We start from the raw sequence: 818 nt of genomic DNA, 5'->3' as shown, positions 1-818 counted from the left end.
GACCTGCCGGGCATGGTCGCGGAGGCGCGCGACCTCGGCATGGCCGACCAGGTGATCGTCAAGGAGAACCTCTGGAACCCGCAGCGCATCGATGCCGCCAGTGCCGCGCTTGCAAGCGCAGGCGGCGGCTTTCAGTTCATGCCGATCCTCGCCGACGACGCCGTGCATGATGCCGCCTTCGCCGATGAGGTCGACAAGGTGTTCGCGCCGCGCGCCATCGAGTTGATCAACTGGCGCAACGGCGCCGAGACGCTGACCGCCTCTGGCGGGCCGCTGTTCAGCAACCATATGCGCGCGGAAGCGGCTCGCGGCGATTGGCACCTTTGGGCCGACACCTACGCCATCGTGCACAAGCCGGGCGGCTTCCTCGCCGGCGGCCGTGGCGACGAACTCGCCGTCGCCGCCGGCCTGCCACGCGAAGCCTGGGGTTTCTGGGTCGACCGCGGCGCAACGATCATCCAGACCGACGAGCCGAAAGCGGCGATCGAGTGGCTGGCGGCGAATGGCTATCGGGTGCCTTATACGACGGACATCAGGCAGGCCGAGCCGGCGCATACGGCGAGCATTAATTAGCTGGCGTCGGCGCTTCACCCCGCCCGGCGCTTCGCGCCGACCTCCCCATCGAGGGGAGGTAGAACGTCGTGCCAAACTGCCGTCGCTGCATGCCTGCGGTGCGGTAATCCTGAATGCTAAACTGGCGTTCAAGCATAAAGCGCGGCGCCCTACCTCCCCTCGATGGGGAGGTCGCGCCGCAGGCGCGGGCGGGGTGCTGCGCCGACCTACGCAGCTTTCGCCACGCCATCCAGCTCGTTCAACAC

Annotated in this window: 1 pseudogene; it reads left to right on the top strand. The window is 67.8% G+C overall.

Going from position 1 to position 818, the window contains the following annotated elements:
* Positions 1–573: pseudogene (locus tag EOA27_RS38535) on the top strand (DUF4996 domain-containing protein); the annotation flags it as partial.
* Positions 574–818: the final 245 nt, after the last annotated feature.

This window comes from Mesorhizobium sp. M2A.F.Ca.ET.037.01.1.1, from assembly GCF_003998075.1.
In the GTDB taxonomy this organism is placed as follows: Bacteria; Pseudomonadota; Alphaproteobacteria; order Rhizobiales; family Rhizobiaceae; genus Mesorhizobium.
The sequence above is the reverse complement of the archived record's forward strand: the minus strand, read 5'-3'. Positions and strand labels throughout refer to the sequence as shown.